The sequence below is a fragment of the Aeromonas sp. S18(2024) genome (genome assembly GCF_041402525.1).
Classification (GTDB): Bacteria; Pseudomonadota; Gammaproteobacteria; order Enterobacterales; family Aeromonadaceae; genus Aeromonas; species Aeromonas enteropelogenes.
Map to the genome: position 1 here is coordinate 85,698 of NZ_JBGLQV010000009.1, position 22,422 is coordinate 108,119.

The following is a 22,422-nucleotide window of genomic DNA, read 5'->3' on the forward strand; positions in this document are numbered from 1 at the left end:
GCTTTATGGTGTTGATACCATTAATGCAAAGGATTTCTCCGAAAGGCTCATTGCAGGACGCAGTGACAACAGGATGTCAGGCATGGTGGACGCCATGGGCTCTTTGGAGTCGGCAAGGGATTGAAGGATCAGGATGGTGACCATCTCCGGAGCGGGATGGGGGGGCGGGATGCGCATTCTCCTTCGCGATAACAGGATGTTGTCGGCGTGGGTCAAGCAAGCACACGCACATTCAGGACGACTCAATAACAAGGTCAGGAAGACCCTACCCGGATATGATGTGATCATTTGCCGTTACGGACGGATGAAATACGCGGTCTTGCCATTTCGGGAGGTGTTCGCATACACATATCAAGGCAGCTTCGGCTGCCTTTTTTCTGTTGGGTCATTAACCCAGCCCGCCATTCTGTGTCAAAATGCCAGCAATATGCCCAGAGGATACCGATCCTGCGGTGTTCAGTGGCCTGAAAAGGCCGGATTGGTGCGGGTTCCTGCTCTTGTTCCAGCCTCACTGCTCCCCGTATCGTGTCCCGCCGGGTGACACCACCCCGGATAGGGTTCAAACCAAGTTATTTTCGGAGTTAGCCATTCATGTCTGCCAAACAACCCACTCGCAAGCCTACTGGCAAGCGCAAAGAATCAGAAGCCAGTGCTCAGGAAGGTCGTGAGCGTAAACGGGCTGCCAAACGTAAGGGGCTGAAGGCGGGCTCTCGCCAGCAGGTCGAACAGCAAGGCAAAAAATCCGGCGCCAAACAGGCAAAAGATCCCCGTATCGGCTCTCGCAAGCCGATTGCTCTGATTGTTGAAGAGAAGAGCATCAAGGCGGCAGCATCCAAGCCGGTGAAAGAGAAGAAGCTGGCGATGACTCCGGAGCAGGAACTGGCGGCCATCGAGAATGATGATCGTCTGAATGCCCTGCTGGATCGTCTCGATGCCGGTGAGACGCTGGATGCCGCCGAGCAGGCCTGGGTCGATCAGCGTGTTGATCGTTATCAGGAGCTGATGGATGAACTTGGCATCATCGACAACGACGATGATGAAGAGGAGTTCTCCTTCGCCGATGAGGAAGCTGAATACGATGAACCTCAGCAGCCGGCCTCTGAAGAGGAGCTGTGGGATCGTTTCACCCAGGTTGATTATCAACCCGAACCGAAGAAGAAGTGATGAGTGGATGGATGCTGGCCGCCCTGTTGGGCGGCCTGATTTTGTCAGGTCTGGCGATTTATGCCGGCATGCTGTTGGCCCGGCTGAAACGGCAGCAAGAGATGCAGTTACAGGCGATCAATGCGCGTAACGAGCGGATCTTGGATAGCGTGCGAGTGATCGCCCACGCCGTGTTGGAAGGACAGTGTGATTATTCCGAAGGGGCTATTCGCCTGACCAATCTGCTGGATGCCTTGCAGATCAAGGAAGGACGCGCTTTTGCTGCTGAATTCCCGGGCCTTTATGGCCTCTACGAGAAGGTGAAAGAGATGCCGACTCACGAGGCACGCCGTGCGCTCAAACGCAACGAAGTGATGAAGCTGGATCTTGAACGCAGTGGCTATGAAGCCGAGCTGGAAACCCAGCTCCTCAAGGATGTCGCCCAGTTGAAAGATCTGCAGTTGAGTCAGTGAGCCATCAATAACAAGAAGAGAGGAAGCGAGCGTGCAAGCAGAACAGATTGTGTGGGATCAGGCCCTGATCGAAAAATACAACTACAGTGGCCCGAGATATACCTCCTATCCTACCGCGCTGGAGTTCAATGAGAGCTTTGGTTACGGCGATTTTGTCCAGGCCGCCAGTCAGTATCCCGAGCGCAATCTGTCGCTCTACGTGCACATCCCTTTCTGCCACAAGCTTTGCTATTACTGCGGTTGCAACAAGGTGATCACTCGCCACCAGCACAAGGCCGATGAATACCTTGATCACCTTGAGCAAGAGATCAAGGCGCAGGCCCCCCTGTTCAAACATCGTCTGGTGACCCAACTGCATTGGGGCGGTGGTACACCAACCTATCTGAACGAGCCCCAAACCCGTCGTTTGATGGGCATGTTGCGCGAACACTTCCGGTTTGCCGAACAGGGAGAGTTCAGCATCGAGGTCGACCCCCGCGAGATCGAACTCACCATGCTGGATGTACTGCGGGAGGTTGGTTTCAACCGCATCAGCCTGGGTGTGCAGGACTTCAACAAGGATGTGCAGCTAGCCGTCAATCGCGAACAGGATAACGACTTTATTCGCGCCATGCTGGAGCGGGCGCGTGAACTCGGTTTTCGTTCTACCAACCTCGACCTTATCTATGGTCTGCCACATCAGGATCAGGGCAGCTTCCATCACACCCTGGAAGAAGTGCTCAAAACGGATCCTGCGCGTCTCTCCATCTTCAATTATGCGCATCTGCCAAGCCGTTTTGCTGCCCAGCGCAAGCTGAAAGAAGAGGATATGCCTGCGCCACAAGAGAAGTTGGCCATGCTGCAGGACACCATCGCCTTCCTGACCGGGCGGGGTTACCAGTTTATCGGCATGGATCACTTTGCCAAACCTGATGACGAGCTGGCTGTGGCCCAGCGTGAAGGCAAGCTGCACCGCAACTTCCAGGGCTATACCACCCAGGGGGACTGTGATCTGTTGGGGTTGGGGGTTTCATCCATCAGTATGATCGGCGATGCCTATTCCCAGAACCAGAAAGAGCTCAAGGCCTATTACGCCCAAGTGAACGAGCTGGGCCATGCCCAGTGGAAGGGATGCTCGCTCAATCGGGATGACCTGATCCGCCGTGAGGTGATCAAGCGGCTGATCTGCGATTTTCGTCTGAACTTTGCTGCGGTAGAGCAAGAGCATGGTCTGGTTTTCAAAGAATACTTCGCTGATGACCTCAAGCTGTTGCAGACCTTTGTCGACGATGGCCTGGTTCGTATGACCGATGAAGGCTTGGAAGTTTCGTCCACGGGGCATCTGCTCATTCGCAACATTTGCATGTGTTTCGATGTCTACTTGCGTAACAAGGCGCGCCAACAGCAGTTTTCGCGGGTGATCTGACAATACACAACGGGCGCCATTTTGGCGCCCGTTGTGTATTTGCGACTGGGAAACACGCTCGATATGGGGTGAGCGGAAAACGCAGATAAAAAGATGGGGGCGACTTGTGTCGCCCCCGGTAGTCGTATCGCTCAGATCCTTGAACGAAGTTGCTCCCTGCAATCCCTGACTGTTTACCTCTTCCTTTAGGTTTCCCCTTCCCAATCCTTTGGGGTGTCCTTTAGCCATCTTGGCCTGACGAGTCATCCTTTCTCGCCGCACTTTCTCCATCCCGGGAGGTGTCCTTTACCACATCCTGTGGTGAGTCCATTTGCCCAACCCTGGCAGCCAGTCTTCCTGACCGACTTCATTGCGTCCGTGCATGAGTAACTATAAGGATTTTCCGGTTGCGTACAACGCCAGGGTGAAAAACGTTTTTATTTTGCTAATTTAAGAAAGTGCTAATGTTTTTATTTTTTGTATAAAAACAATGAATTAAGTGTGTTGTTGTCATTTTTTAGGATCGACTTTTCCGATTATTTCGAGGAACTTTTACGGCATTTGCTTACGGCTTGTATGGCAGATCTCTTACATGCAGTGGTTGGTTGCTGGTGCAACCGGATAGGGGGCTTGCCAGGAATGAAGTCAGGAGGGATGCCATAGGTAATGGCGAGGTGAAAGAGGGTATTAAAGTTGCTGGTTCAGTCGCTCATAGATGGTCTGGCGCTCCTCAGGGCTAAGGGAGGCGAAGTAGTGGGTGAAAAGGCGCAGCAACAGAGATTTGTTCATGCCATCCTGTTGTGTCAGGCTGCCCAGCTCGCTGATGGCCGCCGTACTCATGGAGAAGGTAGCCTTTTTATAGCTGGGCTTCAGATGGTCGCCGCGTTCGATGAACGCCAACGCCGAGAGAGCCTCATCCCTGTGCAGGCTCAGTTCCAAGCTGACCACCTTGGGTTTCCCCTTGGCATAGAACTCCGCGTCCTCAATGAACTCGTCGACGGTAAATTTCTTCTGGTGATGCAACTGGTGCTTTTTCTTCAGGTCGGCAAGGCCCATATCACACTCCCAATGTCAGAAATTCTTTGGCGATGGTCCGGATCTCCTCGGCGGATTTGCCATCCGGCTCTATCTCCATTACCGAGAGCCCCTTCTCCTCGCTGTCGTCGTAGACATTGCGGCCATAAGTAATGGCATTGAGTACATCGACGCCAAACGATGCACAGACCTCCTTTGCCTCCAGAATACGCTTTGCCTGGTTGGGCAGGGCGGGGCACTGGGTCAGCACCACGGCCGCATTGAGGGTCGGATTGACCATTTTGCAGGTCGTAATGAGATCTTCCATATGCGGCAGGGTCTTGAGATCGCGGCGTTTGGGGCGAAGGGGGATCAGGGCATGGGTAGCGACTGCCATGGTGGAGCGTAATGCCCGGTTATCCTGGCCGCCACAATCGACGATGACGTAGTCGTAGCGATTCTTCAGGCTAATGAGATCGTTGCGGATATTGCCATACAGCTGCACGCAATTGATTTGGGGCAGGTCGGGATTGTCATTGCGCTCCTGGATCCAGTCGGAGGTGGTGCGCTGCGGGTCGCAGTCGACCAGTAGTACTTCCCCCTGAAACTGGGTCCTGAGATAGACAGCCAGATTTTGTGCCAGGCAACTCTTGCCGCTGCCTCCCTTCTCTCCACCAACCAGCAGGATCATTGTCGCGCCCCTTTCCCTGATGACACAGCTGTTTTGAGTATAGGAGGGGCTTTCTTCAAGACAAGGCGAGAGGAGATGGCTCCTCTCGCGCAGCGGGCTAGTAACGCTGGATGCCACCTTGCCAGCGGCAGACATACTCGGGCACCAGCATCTGGGGAGCTTGATCGACCTGGCAGACCACCATGGGCATGGCTGGGGCTCCCTCCGCATGACTGATACCCGGTACCACGGGCAGCAACAGGCTGGCGAGCAGCAGTAAGGATTTCATCTTCATAACGACTCCTTGTTAATACCGTTTATATGTGATCTAAATCACTTTTTGAGTTAAGCCGAGGTTTGGAGTGGCGCAAGGAGGATGAATAAATTCAATTAATGAAAAAAGTGCCGAACTGGTCCCTTTGTCGTAGGATGAATGGTTGATTGGCAAGATGCTGGCTGTGTGCATATTCATGGGGCAAGACGGGCATCAGGAGGAGGATATGAGGCAAGGCTCATGGGGCGTGACGACAATGCCATGATCTGGAGCAAGAAAAGATTTATGCAGTGAGAATTTGAAATATGACTATTTATTTCTCTCGATGGCGGAATAAAAGCAGTGAATTATTCATAAAAGTGAATGCAAAATTCACATCAAAACTAATGATGAAGTTAATTTATTGAAATATAACAATTTAATTGTTTTTGATTACCCCTTTAGAGAGGGAGTGGTTGAATCAAATAGATTCATTTATGAAATTTAGAGGCGTTTTTTTAGCTATCTATTCATGTTGTCTGAATGGGGAAATGCCATTTCTGCTACCCCAGTCAAAGATCTCTTCGTGAATTTATTCAGTTCTGAGTGAATGTGATCAATGTCTAAGTTTAACTTCATTGGCAGGTCTAACCTCGCTCTCGAAAGGCAAAGGCAGGATAGAACACAAGCCGAATACCCTACATAAAGAATATCCCGCCTTAGCCACGAGCATGAATAGAAGGAATCTATTCAATCACTCGCATGGACCACTGCTAAACGGAATATAATCATGAGCAAATTTTATGTAGGTTCTGAAGTTGGCCAACTGCGCCGTGTCATGTTGCACCGCCCCAACCTCAGTCTGAAGCGTCTGACCCCCTCCAACTGCCAGGACCTGCTGTTTGATGACGTCTTGTCTGTTGAACGCGCCGGTCAGGAGCACGACAAATTCGCTCAGGTGCTGCGCGATCAGAATGTCGAAGTTTTCCTGCTGACCAATCTGCTGGCTGAAACCCTGGATGTGCCAGAAGCCAAAGCCTGGCTGCTGCAAAACCAGGTCTCCGACTATCGCCTCGGCACTTCTTTTGCCAACGACGTGCGCTGCTTCCTGGCTGACATGCCGCACCGTGAGCTGGCCCGCATTCTTTCCGGTGGCCTGACTTACTCCGAGATGCCTTACAGTGGCGTCAACATGGTAGTCGGCATGCACGCACCGACCGATTTCATCATCGAGCCGCTGCCCAACCATCTCTTTACCCGTGACACCTCCTGCTGGGTCTATGGTGGCGTCTCCATCAACCCGATGGCCAAACCGGCTCGTCGCCGCGAAACCAACCATGTGAAGGCCATCTACCGCTGGCACCCCATGTTCGCCGGTCAGGACTTCATCAAGTACTTCGGTGACGAGGAGCGTGACTACGACAACTCCACCATCGAAGGGGGTGACGTACTGGTCATCGGCCGCGGCTCCGTGCTCATCGGCATGTCCGAGCGCACCACTCCGCAAGGGGTTGAGCACCTGGCCCGCAACCTGTTCAAGCACGGTCAGGCCAAACAGGTCATCGCCATGGAACTGCCGAAACACCGCAGCTGCATGCACCTGGATACCGTCATGACCCACATGGATATCGACACCTTCTCCGTCTATCCGGAAGTCATCCGTAAAGATGTGAACTGCTGGAGCCTGACTCCGGGTGGTGCTACCGGCATGAACATCAAAGAGGAGGGTTACTTCGTCACCGCCATCGAGAAGGCCCTGGGTGTGGATCAGCTCAAGCTCATCACCACAGGTGGCGACAGCTTCGAGGCCGAGCGCGAGCAGTGGAACGATGCCAACAACGTACTGACCGTACGTCCTGGCGTGGTCGTGGGTTACGAGCGCAACACCTACACCAACGAGAAGTACGACAAAGCCGGCATCACAGTTCTGCCCATCCCGGGTGAAGAACTGGGCCGTGGCCGCGGCGGCGCCCGCTGCATGAGCTGCCCGATGGAACGCGACAGCATCTGATGATACGGCGTGGCGCCGGCAGAGGCTGGCGCCACACAGACAAGCACACGAGATCAACCACTATGAAAAAACCAACTGTCGTCGTCGCTCTGGGTGGTAATGCACTGCTCCGTCGTGGTGAGCCGCTTGAAGCCGACATCCAGCGCAAGAATATTGCAACTGCCGCCAAGACCATCGCTCGCATCGCCGAGGAGTACAACGTAGTGCTGGTGCACGGCAACGGCCCGCAAGTCGGCCTGCTCGCCCTGCAAAACAGCGCCTATACCAAGGTTTCTCCCTATCCCCTGGATGTGCTGGGCGCCGAGTCCCAGGGCATGATCGGCTACATGCTGATCCAGGAGCTGAAGAACCTGATGCCGAGCCGCAACGTCACCGCCCTGCTGACCCAGGTGCAGGTAGACCCGCAGGATCCGGCGTTCGCCAATCCGACCAAATTTATCGGCCCCGTCTATGAAGAAGCCGAAGCCCGCACCCTGGCCGAAGAGAAGCACTGGGTGGTCAAGGCTGACGGCAAGTTCTTCCGCCGCGTGGTGCCGTCCCCGCTGCCCCAGCGGATCGTGGAAGGCGATGCCATCGAAACCCTGATCGCCCAGGGCCACCTCATCATCTGTACCGGTGGTGGTGGTATTCCGGTGACCTGGAACGGTCAGACCCTGACCGGCATCGAGGCCGTCATCGACAAGGACATGTCTGCCGCCTACCTGGCCAAGCAGATCAAGGCCGACGCCCTGCTGATCCTGACCGATGCCGATGCCGTCTATCTGGATTGGGGCAAGCCGACCCAGCACCCGCTGCGGGTCACCAGCCCGGACGAGCTGGCAGGGGTCAAGTTCGATGCCGGTTCCATGGGGCCGAAGATCGAAGCGTCCTGTGAATTTGTCAAAGCGACCGGTGGCATGGTCGGGATCGGTTCTCTGGAAGATGGCCTGGCCATCCTCAAGGGTGAAGCCGGTACCAATATCGTCGCCACTCGCACCGTGAATGCGTAGTCAATAACACTGCCCTACTTGGTCTGAATAAATATAGAGAGAACTCATCATGGCTTTTAATCTGCGTAACCGTAACTTCCTGAAACTGCTGGACTTCACCCCGCGCGAAATCCAGTACATGATCGACCTGGCCATCGACCTGAAAAAAGCCAAATACGGTGGCTACGAGCGCAAGCACTTGGTCGGCAAAAACATCGCCCTGATCTTCGAAAAAACCTCTACCCGTACCCGTTGTGCCTTTGAAGTGGCGGCCTTCGACCAGGGTGCCCAGGTTTCCTACCTTGGCCCGAGCGGTTCCCAGATCGGTCACAAGGAGTCCATGAAGGACACCGCCCGTGTACTGGGCCGCATGTATGACGGTATCGAATACCGTGGCTACGGCCAGGAAATCGTGGAAGAGCTGGGTGCCTATGCCGGTGTACCGGTATGGAACGGCCTGACCAACGAGTTCCACCCGACCCAGATCCTGGCCGACTTCATGACCATGCTGGAGCACGGCAAGGGCAAGCGTCTGGATCAAATCAAGTTCGCCTACCTGGGTGATGCCCGCAACAACATGGGTAACTCCCTGATGGTCGGTGCTGCCAAGATGGGCATGGACATCCGCCTGGTTGCTCCGAAAGCCTTCTGGCCGGAAGAAGAGCTGGTTGCCCAGTGCCGCCAGATCGCCGAAGAGACCGGTGCCCGTATCCACCTGACCGAAGATGTGAAAGAGGGCGTGCTGGGTGCCGACTTCCTTTACACCGACGTCTGGGTATCCATGGGTGAAGCGAAAGAAGCTTGGGATCAGCGCGTGAAACTGATGACTCCGTATCAGGTCAACATGGACGTCATCAACGCCACCAAGAACCCGGATGTGAAGTTCATGCACTGCCTGCCGGCGTTCCACAACGATGAAACCACCATGGGCAAGGAAGTGGCTGACAAATATGGCATGAAAGGCCTGGAAGTGACCGAGGACGTGTTCGAATCCGAGCACAGCATCGTGTTCGACGAGGCCGAAAACCGGATGCACACCATCAAGGCAGTGATGGTTGCTACGCTGGGCGACTAAGGTCGCAGTAGTGGTGCCGGGGGGTGACCCCCGGCTTTTCGACCATGTGACAGCGGAACAATACCTCTAACCCTACAACCCGCAGCCAGCATGGATACCACACCACAGAAGGAAGCTGGACCATGACCAAATTCAAGTTCCCGTCAGCCTACACGATACTGTTTGTGCTGATCGCCCTGGTAGCCGCCCTGAGCTGGGTAGTGCCTGCCGGCAAATACGAGATGACCATGAACGAAGCCCTCGGCAAGGAAGTGCCGGTGGCGGGTACCTACAAGCAAGTTGAGAGCAATCCCCAGGGGATCGTCGACGTGCTGCTGGCCCCTATCGATGGTCTCTACAACCACGATACCTATGAGGCAGGCGCTATCGACGTCTCCCTCTTCATCCTGATCATCGGTGGCTTTCTCGGCATAGTGACCAAGACTGGCGCCATCGACGCCGGTATCGAGCGTGTCACCGATCGCCTGCGCGGCCGCGAAGAGTGGATGATCCCCATCCTGATGGCGCTGTTCGCCGCAGGGGGCACCATCTACGGCATGGCGGAAGAGTCCCTGCCGTTCTACACACTGCTGGTACCGGTGATGATGGCCGCCCGTTTTGACCCGGTCGTCGCCGCCGCTACCGTGCTGCTCGGTGCCGGTATCGGTACCCTGGGCTCCACCATCAACCCGTTTGCTACCGTTATCGCCGCCAACGCCGCTGGCATCTCCTTCACCGACGGTATCTGGCTGCGCGTGGCCATGCTGATCGCCGGCTGGCTGATCTGCGTTGCCTACGTGATGCGTTACGCCAAGATGGTGCGCAACGATCCAAGCAAGTCCCTGGTGGCTGACAAGTGGGAAGAGAACCGTGCCCACTTCCTCGGCAACAAGAGTGACGAGATGCTGGAGTTCACCACTACCCGCAAAATCGTGCTCGGTATCTTCGTCGCCGCCTTCGCCGTGATGATCTACGGTGTGGCCGTACTGGGCTGGTGGATGGCCGAGATTTCCGGTGTGTTCCTGGCTTCCGCCATCATCGTGGGCCTCATCTCCCGCATGAGCGAGGAAGAGCTGACCTCCAACTTTATTGACGGTGCCCGCGACCTGCTCGGTGTGGCCCTCATCATCGGTATCGCCCGTGGTATCGTGGTGGTGATGGACAACGGCATGATCACCCACACCATCCTGAACAGCGCAGAAGGGATCGTGACCGGTCTCTCCACCGTGGTGTTCATCAACGTGATGTTCGCGCTGGAAGTGGTGCTCTCCTTCCTGGTGCCGTCCTCTTCCGGTCTGGCTGTGCTGACCATGCCGATCATGGCGCCGCTGGCCGACTTCGCCAACGTGGGCCGCGACCTGGTAGTGACTGCCTATCAGTCCGCCTCCGGTCTGGTGAATCTGGTAACCCCGACCTCTGCCGTGGTCATGGGTGGCCTGGCTATCGCCAAGGTGCCGTATGTGCGCTGGCTGAAGTGGGTGGCACCGCTGCTCGGCATCCTGACCATACTGATCGTGGTCTGCCTGAGCGTGGGTACCCTGATCTGACCACCCTCTTTCTATATTCAAACGGGAGCCTGCAGGCTCCCGTTTTTTTATATGTGCAACAGGCGGCTGTGGTTCTATCGCCTGGGTCATAAGGGGAGGGGCAAGTGAAACAGAAGTGAGCTCCCGGCGACAAGCAGGAAATAAAAAGGCGACCCCGGGGTCGCCTCGCTTAATGCGGGGGAGGGGCCTAGCGCGCCTGTTCCAGGGTGCGTACCACGGCGGCATGGGCCTGGCGGGTGCGGCTGATATGGCGGGGGGCGACCAATACCACGTCGTTGCCCGCGACGGCGCCCATGATCTCCGGATTGGCATTGCGATCCAGCAGACGGGCCACCACGGTGGCGGCGCCCGGGGTGGTATGGATCAGCACCATCTGCTGGTTGTGCACCACGGCGCGCACCATCTCGTGGATGGAGCGAGTGCTGCCGGCCGGTTCCAGCTGTTCGTCCACCAGGGTGTAGACCTTCTTGCCGTTGGCATTTTGCGCCTTGGCGACGCCGAGACGGCGCAGCAGGCGGGAGATGGTGGACTGGCTGATATCGGCGAAGCCGCGCTCCGACAGCTCGCGACGGATCTCTTCCTGAGTGCTGTAACAGTGCTGGCCGATGATCTGGCGACAGGCATCCAGCTGGGCCAGTTCGGGCTCCTGGGCAACGGGGCGGCTGAGTGTTTTGACCACGGCAACTTCCTTTGACGATGACAGGAAACAAGTGCTCGATATCTGCCATATTCGCTGGTTAGCAGCAAAAAATACTGGCAATCATGATGCTGGCAGGGAATGAGCTGGGATAACCATCTTTGGATGGCAAATTATAACTGACTGGGAATCTGGTGATGTGACAGGGTTCAAAAATGGGCCCCGTAGGGCCCATTCAGATATCAATAACGCTCGCTGACGATATCCTGGGTGAAGGATTTCTCGCAGTACTTGCACTTCATCCGGACCACGCCTTTTACCTCGCGTACCCGGAAGTAGCTGTCCACCGGCTCGTTGTGGGAGATGCAGTTGGAGTTGGGGCAGTGGAACACGCCGGCGATGAACTCGGGCAGTTCCAGCTGGTGCTTCTTCACCACGTTGAAGTCTTCGATGATATTGACGGTCGCCTTGGGGGCGAACAGCGCCAGCTGGTTGGCCTGCTGTTCGGTCAGGCGGGTGTTCTCGATCTTGATGAGGTCTTTCTTGCCCAGCGCGCCGGATTTCAGGTTGAAGCCGACGGTGATCCGCTCCTGGGTCTCCACCAGCTGGAACAGCTTGAGGATCTTGATGCCCTGGCCGGCGGGGACGTGGTCGATGACGGAGCCGTGACGGATGGCTTCGACTTGCAGTTGGTTCTTCTCAGACATGATGTTCCCCTCAGACAGTTTCGTTCAGTACCAGTGCCAGCAGAGCCTGGCGTGCATAGACCCCGTTTTCCGCCTGCTCGAAGTAGTAGGCGTGGGGAGTCTTGTCGACCGCCACATCGATCTCGTCGACGCGGGGCAGGGGGTGCAGGATCTTCATGGTGGGCTTGGCCCCTTCCAGGGTGGCCACTTCCAGCACGAACTTGGCGGCCATGTGCTTGTATTCGGTCTCGTCGAAGCGCTCTTTCTGGACGCGGGTCATGTAGAGGATGTCCAGCTCAGGCATCACCTCTTCCATGGTCTCGTGGACGCTGAACTGGATGCCTTTCTCTTCCAGCTCCTCGCAGATGTAGTCCGGCATCGCCAGCGCTTCCGGGGAGATGAAGAAGAAACGGCAGTTGAACAGGCTCAGGGCCTGAGCCAGGGAGTGCACGGTGCGGCCATATTTCAGGTCACCGACGAAGGCGACGTTGAGGCCGTCCAGCTTGCCCTGGGTCTCGCGGATGGAGAAGAGGTCGAGCAGGGTCTGGGTCGGATGCTGGTTGGAACCATCACCGCCATTGATGACCGGCACGCGAGAGAACTCGGAGGCGAGGCGAGCTGCGCCTTCCTTCGGGTGGCGCATCACTACCGCATCGCTGTAGGAGCCGATGATCTTGATGGAGTCGGCCAGGGTCTCGCCCTTCTTGGCGCTGGTGTTGCCACCGTCGGCAAAGCCGATGATGTTGCCGCCCAGGCGCTGGACTGCGGTCTCGAACGAGAGGCGGGTACGGGTTGACGCTTCGAAGAAGCAGCTGGCGACCAGCTTGTTTTGCAACAGGCTGGTGTTGGGTTCAGCCTTCAACCGTTGTGCGGTTTCGACTACCAGTTCCATTTCGGGCCGGGTCAGGTCCGAGATGGAGATGACATGTTTCTTATAGAGTGGATTGGTCATCGTCTGCATTCCCTTTGGCATCAATGAAGGTTTTTCAGGCACAAAAAAAAGCCCCTGAAACAGGGGCTTTTTTCAAAAAATAACGGGAGATCTTTGGGTCGGAAACCGGAAACAACGGGGCCGCACTGGTGTGTTCCACCCGTTTGCAAGGCTGTTGTTTGCAATAAAAACGGCATCTTATGTCCCGACCTTTTTCAAAACCGGACAGATTATAGGGCTGGTTTTTTATTTGTCAAAATTTTATTTCAGATGCCTTTTTGGTGTTGAAAAACGTTTATGTGTCGTGAAGTTGCCGACAAACCCACACCTGGTGTTCGCTTTGCAATGGCTCGCTGTCACGGGCCATTGCGCGCAGATAACCGAGTCTGTGGTGTCCCTCCAGCAGACAGCAGGGACCTGGCAGCGGTTGTCCACTCGGGTGGTGATCCTCTTCCCCCGGGATCAGCACTATGATGGGTTCGGGCCAGGTGCCATGGCCCAGCATGTAGTCACCTAGCCAGGAGCGACGCACGTAACGATTGTTTTGCAGCATCTCGCCCCAGCGTTCGATCACCTCCATATGACGGGAATCGACTTGGGTGATCAGGCGCTCGGTGGGCCAGCGTTCACACTCGAAGCGGTAGTTGGCGAGATCGATAAAGCTCCAGTTGGACTCAAAACCGCGCCAATGGCGATAAATCCACTGAGAAAGCACATTTTCCGGAATAAAGGGCACCAGCGGGGCTACCCGGGCGAGATAATCGGACAGCGACTCCGTTTTGCTTTCATCCCTGAAGTTAAGCGGCGCCAGTTGCTGGAGCAATCGGTAATTGAGCATGGACAACCTCCCTGTTCCACACTTTACCCTACCCCCATTTATGGCCTATTCCTACCCTGATGAGGCTGCAAATACAGCAAGTTATCCCGCATTGCTGCGCAAATCACCGCGACTTGTTCGGGATTTGTGCAATCGCAGCGAAAGTGTGAAAAAAGCCTTTACCTTTGATCTCCACTTTGTATACTACGCCTCGTTTGTTGCAGGGGCGTAGTTCCAATTGGTAGAACAGCGGTCTCCAAAACCGATGGTTGCGGGTTCGAGTCCTGCCGCCCCTGCCATTTTCAGAAATGGCCAGCTCATTGAGCTGGCCTTTCGCATTTCTGCACCTTCCTTATTCGCACTTTCTGACCCCATTTGCCCTCTGCGTCGCTGTCATCAATCTGGCGGCATACCTCTGCTTGTCAGCATGGAATTTTGTCTCTTTTCTCACCGATAGCGCCTTGTGTTGTTGATGGATGTGAAAATATACAGATTCACTAAAGTCTGTTCATCTCGCCGCCGATAACCACAAATGAGTAGGGCCTTTTCCCTGTCCGATACAACAACAAGGATTCGTAGTCATGACACTCTCTTTGCGCGGCAAATTGCTGGCAACCAGCCTTGGCGTGGTGCTGCTGATGGCATCACTGCTCGGTGTGGTGGCATTTCACACCCTCAAATCCCGGACCATGAACGCCATCCAGAGCGAAGCGGTCAACTATGGTCACGCCTATTCGGTGGCCATCGGTGACTGGATGGCGGACCGCAAGAATGTGGTGCACGCCCTGGTCAGCCTGATCGCCGACAATCCTCAGGCCGAACTGGTACCTCACCTGAAGCAGGCCTTCACCTCGGGGGGCTTCGGGCTCACCTATTTCGGTTCGGAGCAGGGGGTGATGACCCGCCAGGATCCCTCGCTCAATACCGGCAACTATGACCCTCGCGAGCGCCCCTGGTATCAGGATGCGGTCAAGGCAGGCCACCTCATCATCACGGCCCCCTATGTCAGCGTCACCATGCAGAAGCTGGTGGTGACCCTCTCCGAGCCGGTTCGTCATCAGGGTGAGCTGGTGGGGGCTGTGGGGGCAAATCTGGCGCTCGACAAGCTGATCGATGAAGTGCTGGCGATGCAGGTGCAGGGGGAAGGCTACGCCATGCTGCTCGACAACAGCGGCCTGATTGTTGGCCACCCGAACAAGAAGCTGGCGCTCAAGCAGGTCTCCGAACTGGCGCCTGATCTGTCGGCCGCCACCTTCCAGCAGTGGGGACGTGAAAACAGCGAGCTGCATGCCGCCAACATAGATGGTCGTGATGTATTACTGGCGGTGCAGCCAGTGCCCGGCACCGACTGGTTGCTCGCCATGGTGATGTACCGCGACGTGCTGGAAGCGCCGCTCACCACCCTGTTGTGGCAACTGATGGGGTTGACCCTGGTGTTGTTGCTGCTGTTCAGCACCCTGCTGACCGCCCTGTTCAAATATCTGTTTGCGGATCTGGGCCGGGTGGCAAACGCCTTGCACGACATCGCCCATGGCGAGGGGGATCTCACCGTTCATATCAAGACCCGCAGTCAGGATGAGGTGGGCCAGCTTGCCGAAAGCTTCAACCAGTTTGTGGCCCGCTTGCACGGCATCGTCAGCCGGCTGCGGGACGTCACCCTGGAGCTGGCTGGCCAGTCCCGCACCCAGGCCGCCGGCGCCCATGCCCGTAGTCAACGGGTACGCCAGCAGCAGGACGAGATCGTCATGGTGGCCACCGCAGTGACCGAGATGGCCTCCGCCACCCAGGAGATCGCCGGCAATGCCGAGTTTGCGGCCACTACCGCCGGAGAAGCGGTGCAGCTGGCCGTCGCCGGTCAATCCCAGGTGGGCCAGAGCCAGCGCAGCATAACCGGGCTCGCAGATGAAGTGGCCGATGCCAGCCAGATCATCCACGAGCTGGATTCCCATGCCCAGAAGATCAGCGGCATTCTGGCGACCATCAGCGGGATCGCCGAGCAGACCAATCTGCTGGCGCTCAACGCCGCCATCGAAGCGGCCCGGGCTGGCGAACAGGGCCGCGGCTTTGCGGTAGTGGCGGACGAAGTGCGGGTGCTGTCACGCCGCACCCACGACTCTACCGCCGAGATCCAGCAGATGATCGAGACCCTGCAGCAGACTACCCGCCGGGCGGTCGACGGCATGGAGACCAGCCGCCAGCTGGCGGGCACCAGCGTGGAGGATGCCGAGTCCGCTAACCACAGCCTGGCCCGGATCAACGAGGCGATCGGCTCCATCAGCGACATGGCGACCCAGATCGCAGCGGCGGCCGAAGAGCAGACCTCGGTCACCAGCGAGATCAGTCGCAACACCGAGAACATTCGCCATGTCTCCCAGGAGCTGGCCGAGCAGGCAGGTGCAGAGGCAGCCCAGGCGGCCGAACTCAAGGCACTGACCGAGCGGCTGGAGCAGGAGATAGGCCGCTTCCGGCTCTGACCTCCCGGTTATTTTCATGAAAAAGGGCAGCCTGCGGGCTGCCCTTGTTGATCCTGACGATTCAGGGGATCTGCCTGACCCAGATCAGCTGGTCGGTGGCAAAGCCCAGCCCCTTGGCCTTGGCGACCAGCGCAGCCACCTTCTCCTTGGGCGGATTGGGGGAGCGGGCGAGGATCCAGAGGTAGTCGTGGTTGTAGCTTGTCACCAGGGAGAGCTGGTAGTCGGGGTCGAGATCGATGACGTTGTAGCCGCCATAGAAGGGCCCGAAGAAGCTCACCTTGAGCCGGGCCTCATCCGGCCGATCGACGAAGTAGGCCTTGCCCTGTGCCTCGCGCCAGCTGCCATCACTCTGCTTGCCGCGGTTGATCACCCTGACGCCGCCATCGTCCCGCAGGCTGTAGGTGGCGCTTACCTGCTCCAGCCCTCGCTCGAAGCCGTGATCGAGGCGGGCGATTTCGTACCAGGTGCCAAGATAGCGGTCGAGCTGGAAGCCGGTGACCGGACGAATGCCGTCGGCAAGGCCGGTGCAGGCCGTTAGCAGCAAGGTGGCAAGCAGACAAAGCAGTGAACGCATGGGTAGTCCCTCTCTTTATTATCCTTCGATGATACGCAGCTGGCCTTCCCGGAAGCGGGAAGCCTGATCCGTCGGCGTACTGCCGAAAAAGCGTTTGAACTCCCGGCTGAACTGGGAGTTGCTCTCGTAACCGACCCGGGCAGCCGCCGCCCCCGCCTTGACGCCGTCATGCAGCATCATCAGGCGCGCCTTGTGCAGGCGAAACGACTTGATGTACTGCAGCGGTGAGGTAGAGGTGACCGCCTTGAAGTGGTGGTGGAAGGCAGACACGCTCATGTTCACCTCCCGCGCCAGCTCTTCCATGGTCAGGTTGTCGGCGAAACGTTGCTCTATCATACGCAGCACCCGGGCGATCTGACCCACATGGTTGTGACGGTTGGCCAGCGCCTGCAGGGCCGGGCCACCTCCCTCGCCAAGAGCATAGAACAGCATCTCCCGCACCGTCTGTGGTCCCAGCACCCTGGCGTGGAGGGGGTTGTCCATCAGATCGATCAGCCGTTCGGCAGCGCAGAACATGGCCTCCGACATGGGCACCGAGTGCACGCCGCTCTTCTGCGGGGCTGGCGCTGGCAGGGCATCACCCAGCTCCAGCAGCAGCTCCTGCAGGGTGACCAGATTGATTTCGAGGGTGAAGCCGATGAGGGGTTGCTCGGGGGAGGCGAAGCATTCGCACTCGCAGGGCAGCGGCAGGGTCATCAGCAGATAATGGTTGGGGTCGTAGCGAAACACCTGATCCGCCAGATAACCCACTTTGTGCCCCTGCAGGATCACTATCATCCGCGGCTGGTAGAGCACCGGGGTGCGGCCATGGTACTCGGTGGTATAGATGAGGTTCACCTGCTCCACCGGGGAGGAGGTGATGCCGGGAGCGGTGACGTGGCGAGTCAGCCTGGTGGCCAGGTCGGTGTAACGGTCAGGCATGGAGCCCCTTGTTCTTTAAATTGGTGCGCTTGCAGAAATAGGCAATAAAAAAGCAGGATGTGACCTTGATGGTATGGCTGTTCAGGAGAAAAATGCAATCATGATTTCGCGGCCCTGCCGCACAGCTGTCAGAGAAGGTGATACCGATGAACAACTTTACCCTGCATACCCCGACCAAGGTCCTGTTTGGCAAGGGCCAGATCGCCCAGCTGCGTGAGCAGCTGCCCGCCGATGCCCGTGTCCTCATCACCTATGGTGGTGGCAGCGTGGTGCGCAGCGGCCTGCTGGCGCAGATCCGCAGCGAACTGGCGGGCATGACCCTGTTCGAGTTTGGCGGCATCGAGCCCAACCCCGCCTATGAGACCCTGATGGGCGCGGTCGAACTGGCCCGTGCCGAGAAGGTCGACTTCCTGCTCGCTGTCGGTGGCGGTTCCGTGCTGGATGGCACTAAATTTATCGCCGCAGCTACCCCTTACGATCCGGCCAGGGATCCCTGGCACATTCTCGAGACGGTCGGCAGCGAGGTGCGTTCCGCTATCCCGCTCGGCACTGTGCTGACCCTGCCTGCCACCGGCTCCGAGATGAACATGGGGGCCGTCATCACTCGCAAGCGCACCGGCGACAAGCAGCACTTCTTCTCCCCCTTCGTGATGCCGCGCTTCGCCGTGCTCGACCCCGTGCTCACCTATACCTTGCCGGCGCGTCAGGTGGCGAACGGCGTGGTGGATGCCTTCATCCACATTCTGGAGCAGTACCTCACCTACCCGGTCAACGCCAAGGTGCAGGATCGCTTCGCCGAAGGGCTGCTGCTGACTCTGATCGAGGAGGGGCCCAAGGCGCTGACCGAGCCGGAAAACTACGACGTGCGCGCCAACATCATGTGGAGTGCCACCATGGCCCTCAACGGCCTGATCGGTGCCGGTGTGCCCCATGACTGGGCCACCCACATGCTGGGTCACGAGCTCACTGCACTCTATGGCCTGGATCATGCCCAGACCCTGGCGGTAGTGCTGCCTGCCCTGCTCGAGGCCAAGCGCGAGCAGAAACACGCCAAGCTGCTGCAATACGCCGAGCGGGTGTGGGATCTGCGCGAGGGCAGCGAAGCGGAGCGCATCGACGGGGCCATTGCCGCCACCCGCGACTTCTTCACCCGGATGGGGCTCAAGACCCGGCTGCGGGATTACGATCTGGGTTCGCTCGACATCGATGCCTTGCTGGGCAAATTGGCGGAACACGGCATGACCCGACTCGGCGAGCACGGCGACATCGACCTGGTGCAGAGTCAGCATATTTATGAAGCCGCCTGGTAACGGCATACCCTTACCATCATCTGCGCGAAACGATTGAATACGTGGGGCCGACGCCCGCCATTTGGCGGTCGGACGGCCCTCTTTCGTTATTAAATTGTTACTTTATGGCATTTCGTTGCGAAAAATGAGACACGGCCGGATTTCGTAATAACAAAAAACGCTAAGATAGAGGGCCGGTAAAACATTTTTTTTGACTGGTTGGATCACTTTTTTCAGCCATTTTTACTGGTATAAGCCTCTAATTTGGTTTGTTTTTTTTAATCGCGACCAGGGATGGGCTGAATTCTGTACGAGCGCTGTCGGGACTGCGGTTGTAATAAAACTCCAAAATTTGATACTAATCACCTTCGCGCCTGAAAAGCGGGGGCCTGACCATGACAGGAGGTTGCGGTAAAGCCTACTGATTTTCATAACAAAGAGCCCTGGACCTGCACTTTGGTCCTGTCTTGTTTCGCCAGAAATGAGACACTGGGCAGCGATTGTTTATTAACCATCAGGGAATAGTCATGCAGATTGGAATACCGAGAGAGAGTCTCGCCGGTGAAACCCGGGTCGCAGCGACACCGGCTACCGTCGAGCAGCTGAAAAAGCTCGGCTTCGAGGTCGCCATCGAGTCTGGCGCAGGCCAGTTGGCCAGCTTCGATGATGCTGCCTTCGAGGCGGCCGGTGCCAGCGTGGTGCCGAATGTCTGGCAAGCCGACCTTATCTTCAAGGTCAACGCGCCGACCGATGCCGAGATCGCACAAATTAAGGATGGTGCCACTCTGGTGAGCTTCATCTGGCCTGCCCAGAACCCCGAGCTGGTCAAGAAGCTGTCCGAGCGCAACATCAATGTGATGGCGATGGATATGGTGCCGCGGATCTCCCGTGCCCAGTCTCTCGATGCCCTCTCCTCGATGGCCAACATCGGTGGCTATCGCGCCGTGGTGGAAGCCGCCCACGAGTTCGGCCGCTTCTTTACCGGTCAAATCACCGCTGCCGGTAAGGTCCCGCCCGCCAAGGTGCTGGTGATCGGTGCTGGTGTGGCCGGTCTGGCCGCCATCGGTACCGCCGGCTCCCTCGGCGCCATCGTGCGTGCGTTCGACACCCGTCTGGAAGTGGCCGAGCAGATCGAATCCATGGGTGGGGAATTCCTCAAGCTGGACTTCGGTGGCGAGGATGGCTCCTCCAGCGATGGTTATGCCAAGGTGATGAGCGAAGAGTTCATCAAGGCCGAGATGGAGCTGTTCGCCCAGCAGGCCAAAGAGGTGGACATCATCATCACCACCGCCCTGATCCCGGGCAAGCCAGCACCCAAGCTGATCACCAAAGAGATGGTCGACAGCATGAAGCCGGGCTCGGTGATCGTGGACATGGCCGCTCAGGCTGGTGGCAACTGCGAATACACTGTGCCGGGCCAGCTGCACGTCACCGATCGTGGCGTCAAGGTGATCGGCTATACCGATCTGCCGGGTCGTCTGCCTGCCCAATCCTCCCAGCTTTACGGTACCAACCTGGTCAACCTGATGAAGCTGATGTGCAAGGAGAAGGACGGCAACGTCGCCATCAACTTCGAAGACGTGGTGCAGCGCAACATGACGGTGATCCAGGCCGGTGAAGTGACCTTCCCGCCGCCCGCCATCTCCGTCTCTGCCGCCCCGCAGAAGCCGGCTGCCGCCAAACCGGCTGCCAAGAAAGAAGAGGCCAAGCCCTCCAACAAGAAATTTGTCTGGGGTGCCCTGGGCATCGCCGCCTTTGGCTGGGTGGCTGCCGTGGCGCCGGCCGCGTTCCTCTCTCACTTCACCGTGTTCGTTCTGGCCTGCGTGGTCGGTTACTACGTGGTGTGGAACGTTTCTCACGCCCTGCACACGCCACTGATGTCGGTCACCAATGCCATCTCCGGCATTATCGTGGTCGGTGCCCTGCTGCAGATCGGGCAAGGGTCGACCCTGGTCACCGCGCTGGCGTTTATTGCCGTGCTGATTGCCAGTATCAACATCTTCGGCGGTTTCACCGTCACTCAGCGCATGCTGAAGATGTTCCGTAAGGATTAAGGGGGTTTAACGTGTCTCAAGGACTGGTAACAGCATCCTATATCGTTGCCGCCGTGCTCTTCATCCTCAGTCTCGCGGGACTGTCGAAGCAAGAGACGGCCAAGCATGGCAACCTGTTCGGTATCGCGGGTATGGCCATCGCCCTGCTCGCCACCGTGTTCAACCCGGAGACCAGTGGTGTCCACTGGATCATTCTGGCCATGGTGATCGGCGGTGCCATCGGCGTGCGTCTGGCACTCAAGGTCGAGATGACCGAGATGCCCGAGCTGGTGGCCGTGCTGCACAGCTTCGTCGGTATGGCAGCGGTGCTGGTGGGCTTCAACAGCTTCATCGATCTGCACCCGTCGGCCCCGGCCGAGGTGGTGGTGCCCATCACCTCCAACCTGGATGCCACCCTGGCGGCCGCCCGTGCGGCGTTCGAACAGGCGGCCAGCGTGGCCCAAGTCGAGCACCTGACCGGCGCCATGCTGAACATCCACCTGGTTGAAGTGTTCCTGGGCGTCTTCATCGGTGCGGTGACCTTCACCGGCTCCGTGGTGGCGTTTGGCAAGCTGCGTGGTCTCATCTCCTCCAAGCCGCTGATGCTGCCGCACCGCCACAAGCTGAACCTGCTGGCCGTGGTGGTCTCTGTGCTGCTGATGATCTACTTCGTCAACGCGGGTGGCTCCACCTTCGCCCTGCTGGTGATGACCCTGATCGCGTTTGCCTTTGGCTGGCACCTGGTTGCCTCCATCGGCGGCGCCGACATGCCGGTCGTGGTCTCCATGCTGAACTCCTACTCCGGTTGGGCGGCTGCGGCGGCGGGCTTTATGCTCTCCAACGACCTGCTGATCGTCACCGGTGCCCTGGTGGGTTCCTCCGGTGCCATCCTGTCCTACATCATGTGTAAAGCGATGAACCGCTCCTTCATCTCCGTGATCGCCGGTGGCTTCGGCTCCGACGGCGTTGCCTCCAGCGGCGACCAGGAGATGGGTGAATATCGCGAGACCAGCGCCGAAGACGTGGCCGAGCTGCTCAAGAGCTCCAGCTCCGTCATCATAACCCCGGGTTACGGCATGGCGGTGGCGCAGGCCCAGTATCCGGTGGCCGAGATCACCCAGAAGCTGCGTGATCGTGGCGTCAAGGTACGCTTCGGTATCCACCCGGTGGCCGGTCGTCTGCCGGGTCACATGAACGTGCTGCTGGCGGAAGCCAAGGTCCCGTACGACATCGTGCTGGAAATGGACGAGATCAACGAAGACTTCAGCGATACCGATACCGTACTGGTGATCGGTGCCAACGACACCGTCAACCCGGCCGCCATGGAAGATCCGGGCAGCCCCATCGCCGGTATGCCGGTGCTGGAAGTGTGGAAGGCGCAAAACGTCATCGGCTTCAAGCGTTCCATGAATACCGGTTATGCCGGTGTGCAGAACCCGCTGTTCTTCAAGGAGAACACCCAGATGCTGTTCGGCGATGCCAAGGCCAGCGTCGAGGCTATCCTGAAAGCACTGTAAGTGCCTGTCAGAAAACGAATAAAAGG

20 protein-coding genes and 1 tRNA gene are annotated in these 22,422 nt (G+C 57.7%); 12 read left to right on the plus strand and 9 right to left on the minus strand.

Going from position 1 to position 22,422, the window contains the following annotated elements:
* The first annotated feature begins 591 nt into the window (after window positions 1-591).
* Genes yihI through hemN form a run of 3 tightly spaced genes read left to right on the plus strand, consistent with a single transcriptional unit; the run spans window position 592 to window position 3,021 of the window.
* Complete coding sequence (gene yihI, locus ACB034_RS15385; protein ID WP_216993246.1) at window positions 592-1,164, plus strand: Der GTPase-activating protein YihI; 573 nt, start codon at window positions 592-594, stop codon at window positions 1,162-1,164.
* 11 nt (window positions 1,165-1,175) lie between these two features.
* Window positions 1,176-1,616 carry a DUF2489 domain-containing protein gene (locus ACB034_RS15390; protein WP_225634454.1) on the plus strand — a complete coding sequence of 147 codons (441 nt, stop codon included), beginning with the start codon at window positions 1,176-1,178 and terminating at the stop codon, window positions 1,614-1,616.
* Window positions 1,617-1,647: 31 nt separating this feature from the next.
* Window positions 1,648-3,021 carry an oxygen-independent coproporphyrinogen III oxidase gene (gene hemN, locus ACB034_RS15395; RefSeq protein WP_371173190.1) on the plus strand — a complete coding sequence of 458 codons (1,374 nt, stop codon included), beginning with the start codon at window positions 1,648-1,650 and terminating at the stop codon, window positions 3,019-3,021.
* 666 nt (window positions 3,022-3,687) lie between these two features.
* Here the strand turns inward: hemN and ACB034_RS15400 are convergent.
* The 3 genes from ACB034_RS15400 to ACB034_RS15410 all read right to left on the minus strand — a co-directional run bounded on the left by ACB034_RS15400 (window position 3,688) and on the right by ACB034_RS15410 (window position 4,979).
* The gene (locus tag ACB034_RS15400; RefSeq protein ID WP_042025272.1) at window positions 3,688-4,056 is read right to left on the minus strand and encodes a hypothetical protein; all 369 of its coding nucleotides are present in this window, start codon (window positions 4,054-4,056) and stop codon (window positions 3,688-3,690) included.
* 1 nt (window position 4,057) lies between these two features.
* Window positions 4,058-4,705: an AAA family ATPase gene (locus tag ACB034_RS15405; protein WP_026456280.1), complete on the minus strand. Its 648-nt coding sequence runs from the start codon at window positions 4,703-4,705 to the stop codon at window positions 4,058-4,060.
* Between the two features lie 97 nt (window positions 4,706-4,802).
* Window positions 4,803-4,979 carry a hypothetical protein gene (locus tag ACB034_RS15410; RefSeq protein WP_371173191.1) on the minus strand — a complete coding sequence of 59 codons (177 nt, stop codon included), beginning with the start codon at window positions 4,977-4,979 and terminating at the stop codon, window positions 4,803-4,805.
* A 748-nt stretch (window positions 4,980-5,727) separates the two neighbouring features.
* On the opposite strand from ACB034_RS15410, the gene arcA reads away from it, so the two are divergent.
* The 4 genes from arcA to ACB034_RS15430 all read left to right on the plus strand — a co-directional run bounded on the left by arcA (window position 5,728) and on the right by ACB034_RS15430 (window position 10,517).
* Entirely contained in the window at window positions 5,728-6,948 is a 1,221-nt protein-coding gene (gene arcA, locus ACB034_RS15415; protein WP_026456279.1) for an arginine deiminase, read from the plus strand.
* A gap of 62 nt (window positions 6,949-7,010) precedes the next feature.
* The gene (arcC, locus tag ACB034_RS15420; RefSeq protein ID WP_026456278.1) at window positions 7,011-7,937 is read left to right on the plus strand and encodes a carbamate kinase; all 927 of its coding nucleotides are present in this window, start codon (window positions 7,011-7,013) and stop codon (window positions 7,935-7,937) included.
* Between the two features lie 49 nt (window positions 7,938-7,986).
* The gene (argF, locus tag ACB034_RS15425) at window positions 7,987-8,991 is read left to right on the plus strand and encodes an ornithine carbamoyltransferase (protein WP_042025270.1); all 1,005 of its coding nucleotides are present in this window, start codon (window positions 7,987-7,989) and stop codon (window positions 8,989-8,991) included.
* 122 nt (window positions 8,992-9,113) lie between these two features.
* Window positions 9,114-10,517: a YfcC family protein gene (locus ACB034_RS15430; RefSeq protein ID WP_026458484.1), complete on the plus strand. Its 1,404-nt coding sequence runs from the start codon at window positions 9,114-9,116 to the stop codon at window positions 10,515-10,517.
* A 187-nt stretch (window positions 10,518-10,704) separates the two neighbouring features.
* Here the strand turns inward: ACB034_RS15430 and ACB034_RS15435 are convergent, their stop codons facing one another.
* From ACB034_RS15435 to ACB034_RS15450, 4 genes are all read right to left on the minus strand, one after another.
* A complete protein-coding gene (locus ACB034_RS15435; RefSeq protein ID WP_042025268.1) occupies window positions 10,705-11,196 on the minus strand; it encodes an arginine repressor in 492 nt (163 codons plus the stop codon).
* Between the two features lie 200 nt (window positions 11,197-11,396).
* Entirely contained in the window at window positions 11,397-11,861 is a 465-nt protein-coding gene (pyrI, locus tag ACB034_RS15440; RefSeq protein WP_026455957.1) for an aspartate carbamoyltransferase regulatory subunit, read from the minus strand.
* Between the two features lie 10 nt (window positions 11,862-11,871).
* Entirely contained in the window at window positions 11,872-12,792 is a 921-nt protein-coding gene (gene pyrB / locus ACB034_RS15445; RefSeq protein WP_042025267.1) for an aspartate carbamoyltransferase, read from the minus strand.
* Between the two features lie 274 nt (window positions 12,793-13,066).
* On the minus strand, window positions 13,067-13,609 hold the full coding sequence (locus ACB034_RS15450) for a hypothetical protein (RefSeq protein ID WP_042025265.1): 543 nt from the start codon (window positions 13,607-13,609) through the stop codon (window positions 13,067-13,069).
* 201 nt (window positions 13,610-13,810) lie between these two features.
* On the opposite strand from ACB034_RS15450, the gene ACB034_RS15455 reads away from it, so the two are divergent.
* Together ACB034_RS15455 and ACB034_RS15460 are read left to right on the plus strand one after the other, a co-directional pair.
* Window positions 13,811-13,887: transfer RNA gene (locus ACB034_RS15455), tRNA-Trp, on the plus strand.
* Window positions 13,888-14,169: 282 nt separating this feature from the next.
* The gene (locus tag ACB034_RS15460; RefSeq protein ID WP_371173192.1) at window positions 14,170-16,062 is read left to right on the plus strand and encodes a methyl-accepting chemotaxis protein; all 1,893 of its coding nucleotides are present in this window, start codon (window positions 14,170-14,172) and stop codon (window positions 16,060-16,062) included.
* A gap of 61 nt (window positions 16,063-16,123) precedes the next feature.
* Here ACB034_RS15460 and ACB034_RS15465 read toward each other — a convergent pair whose 3' ends face one another.
* Both ACB034_RS15465 and ACB034_RS15470 read right to left on the minus strand, forming a co-directional pair.
* On the minus strand, window positions 16,124-16,636 hold the full coding sequence (locus ACB034_RS15465; protein ID WP_371173193.1) for a lipocalin family protein: 513 nt from the start codon (window positions 16,634-16,636) through the stop codon (window positions 16,124-16,126).
* Window positions 16,637-16,654: 18 nt separating this feature from the next.
* Window positions 16,655-17,557 carry an AraC family transcriptional regulator gene (locus tag ACB034_RS15470; protein ID WP_223379707.1) on the minus strand — a complete coding sequence of 301 codons (903 nt, stop codon included), beginning with the start codon at window positions 17,555-17,557 and terminating at the stop codon, window positions 16,655-16,657.
* Between the two features lie 146 nt (window positions 17,558-17,703).
* On the opposite strand from ACB034_RS15470, the gene yqhD reads away from it, so the two are divergent.
* From yqhD to pntB, 3 genes are all read left to right on the plus strand, one after another.
* Window positions 17,704-18,867 (plus strand): alcohol dehydrogenase, encoded by a 1,164-nt coding sequence (yqhD, locus tag ACB034_RS15475; RefSeq protein ID WP_371173194.1) that lies wholly within the window; start codon window positions 17,704-17,706, stop codon window positions 18,865-18,867.
* 506 nt (window positions 18,868-19,373) lie between these two features.
* Window positions 19,374-20,900, plus strand: coding sequence for a Re/Si-specific NAD(P)(+) transhydrogenase subunit alpha (gene pntA / locus ACB034_RS15480; protein WP_026455964.1), 1,527 nt, complete (start codon window positions 19,374-19,376; stop codon window positions 20,898-20,900).
* A gap of 11 nt (window positions 20,901-20,911) precedes the next feature.
* Window positions 20,912-22,396 carry a Re/Si-specific NAD(P)(+) transhydrogenase subunit beta gene (pntB, locus tag ACB034_RS15485; protein WP_042025258.1) on the plus strand — a complete coding sequence of 495 codons (1,485 nt, stop codon included), beginning with the start codon at window positions 20,912-20,914 and terminating at the stop codon, window positions 22,394-22,396.
* Window positions 22,397-22,422: the final 26 nt, after the last annotated feature.

Bases quoted from the DNA above. Each gene is read 5' to 3' on its own strand.
- yihI (WP_216993246.1), top strand. From the start codon at position 592: ATGTCTGCCAAACAACCCACTCGCAAGCCTACTGGCAAGCGCAAAGAA.
- ACB034_RS15390 (WP_225634454.1), top strand. From the start codon at position 1,176: ATGCTGGCCGCCCTGTTGGGCGGCCTGATTTTGTCAGGTCTGGCGATT.
- ACB034_RS15400 (WP_042025272.1), bottom strand. From the start codon at position 4,056: ATGGGCCTTGCCGACCTGAAGAAAAAGCACCAGTTGCATCACCAGAAG.
- ACB034_RS15405 (WP_026456280.1), bottom strand. From the start codon at position 4,705: ATGATCCTGCTGGTTGGTGGAGAGAAGGGAGGCAGCGGCAAGAGTTGC.
- ACB034_RS15410 (WP_371173191.1), bottom strand. From the start codon at position 4,979: ATGAAGATGAAATCCTTACTGCTGCTCGCCAGCCTGTTGCTGCCCGTG.
- arcA (WP_026456279.1), top strand. From the start codon at position 5,728: ATGAGCAAATTTTATGTAGGTTCTGAAGTTGGCCAACTGCGCCGTGTC.
- arcC (WP_026456278.1), top strand. From the start codon at position 7,011: ATGAAAAAACCAACTGTCGTCGTCGCTCTGGGTGGTAATGCACTGCTC.
- argF (WP_042025270.1), top strand. From the start codon at position 7,987: ATGGCTTTTAATCTGCGTAACCGTAACTTCCTGAAACTGCTGGACTTC.
- ACB034_RS15430 (WP_026458484.1), top strand. From the start codon at position 9,114: ATGACCAAATTCAAGTTCCCGTCAGCCTACACGATACTGTTTGTGCTG.
- pyrI (WP_026455957.1), bottom strand. From the start codon at position 11,861: ATGTCTGAGAAGAACCAACTGCAAGTCGAAGCCATCCGTCACGGCTCC.
- pyrB (WP_042025267.1), bottom strand. From the start codon at position 12,792: ATGACCAATCCACTCTATAAGAAACATGTCATCTCCATCTCGGACCTG.
- ACB034_RS15450 (WP_042025265.1), bottom strand. From the start codon at position 13,609: ATGCTCAATTACCGATTGCTCCAGCAACTGGCGCCGCTTAACTTCAGG.
- ACB034_RS15460 (WP_371173192.1), top strand. From the start codon at position 14,170: ATGACACTCTCTTTGCGCGGCAAATTGCTGGCAACCAGCCTTGGCGTG.
- ACB034_RS15465 (WP_371173193.1), bottom strand. From the start codon at position 16,636: ATGCGTTCACTGCTTTGTCTGCTTGCCACCTTGCTGCTAACGGCCTGC.
- ACB034_RS15470 (WP_223379707.1), bottom strand. From the start codon at position 17,557: ATGCCTGACCGTTACACCGACCTGGCCACCAGGCTGACTCGCCACGTC.
- yqhD (WP_371173194.1), top strand. From the start codon at position 17,704: ATGAACAACTTTACCCTGCATACCCCGACCAAGGTCCTGTTTGGCAAG.
- pntA (WP_026455964.1), top strand. From the start codon at position 19,374: ATGCAGATTGGAATACCGAGAGAGAGTCTCGCCGGTGAAACCCGGGTC.